The organism is Polaromonas sp. P1_G4, assembly GCF_056405475.1.
On sequence record NZ_JBFUCA010000973.1, the window covers coordinates 1 to 778 of the forward strand.

Annotated in this window: 1 tRNA gene and 1 pseudogene; both read right to left on the bottom strand. The window is 56.0% G+C overall.

Annotation, left to right across the window (positions count from 1 at the left end):
- Positions 1-242: 242 nt before the first annotated feature.
- Positions 243-318: transfer RNA gene (locus AC1D1X_RS24815), tRNA-Thr, on the bottom strand.
- 23 nt (positions 319-341) lie between these two features.
- Positions 342-778 (bottom strand): annotated as a pseudogene (locus tag AC1D1X_RS24820) (class 1 fructose-bisphosphatase); the annotation flags it as partial.

Consider the following 778-nt stretch of genomic DNA (forward strand, 5'->3'; position numbering starts at 1 on the left):
TTTGGAACCCTCACTGTAGTGTGTACCGCTGCGAGAGCTGCTGCGAGAACAGGTTTTGTGTCTTGYTGATGAGAGGGCAGCAGAAATCAACAAGGTTTGGGTTGAGTCGGCGGTAAATGCTTGCCTACCGAAAAGAAAAAGCCTCCACAAAGGAGGCATTTTTAATGCGGAAAATCGACTGTCACCAGAAGTGACCTCAGCGATCACCGGTAAGTGACCACTATCGCTATTTCCGCCTGAATTGGTGCCGGAGAGATGAATCGAACACCCGACCTTCTCATTACGAATGAGCTGCTCTACCGACTGAGCTACACCGGCTTTTTATGAAATACAGCCTTCAATTATAGCCCGGAGTGATAGGAGGTCACCCGTTCGACCTCATTTTTGGAGCCGAGTATGACGCTGACGCGCTCGTGCAGCTTGGTGGGTTGCAAGTCCAGGATGCGTTGTTTGCCGTTGGTGGCGGCGCCGCCGGCCTGCTCGATGAGCCAGCTCATGGGGTTGGCTTCGTACATCAGGCGCAGTTTTCCGGCCTTTTCGGGCTCGCGTTTGTCCCAGGGGTAGAGGAAGATGCCGCCGCGGCACAGGATGCGGTGCACGTCGGCCACCATGGCGGCGATCCAGCGCATGTTGAAGTCCTTGCCGCGCGGACCGTCCTTGCCGGCCAGCAACTCGTCCACGTAGCGCTTGACCGGGGCGTCCCAGTGGCGCATGTTGCTCATGTTGATGGCGAACTCTTTGGTGTCTTCAGGGATCTGCACGTTTTCCTCGATCAGCA